The organism is Phormidium sp. CCY1219 (assembly GCF_055795085.1).
Map to the genome: position 1 here is coordinate 1 of NZ_JAYFEQ010000070.1, position 369 is coordinate 369.

Consider the following 369-nt stretch of genomic DNA (forward strand, 5'->3'; position numbering starts at 1 on the left):
GGAGTCCAGGAATATATTGTCTGGCAGATTTATGAAAATAAACTGGATTGGTTTATCTTACAAGAAAGTCGCTATGTAGCTCTAGAACCGGATGAAAATGGCATTTTGCGATCGCAAGTTTTTCCGGGCTTGTGGCTATCTGTGGAGGCGTTGCGTCAGAGAAACGGCCCTAATCTACAGGCTGTTTTGCAACAGGGGTTGCAGACGCCAGAACATCAAGAATTCCTACAGCGTTTGGGGCAATCGTGACCGCTAACCCTGCCCGATCGCCTCAATTTCGACCTAAAAAATCAACTTAAATTCACCGATCGCTCTGAGTGCTATGACTGTAATTTCCGCCCTTAACCCCCCACCGCTGGAAAGTGGCGA

At 47.4% G+C, this 369-nt stretch carries 1 pseudogene; it reads left to right on the plus strand.

Annotated features, from left to right (window positions below):
- Positions 1–249 (plus strand): annotated as a pseudogene (locus AC0QH1_RS00460) (Uma2 family endonuclease); the annotation flags it as partial.
- Positions 250–369 lie beyond the last annotated feature (120 nt).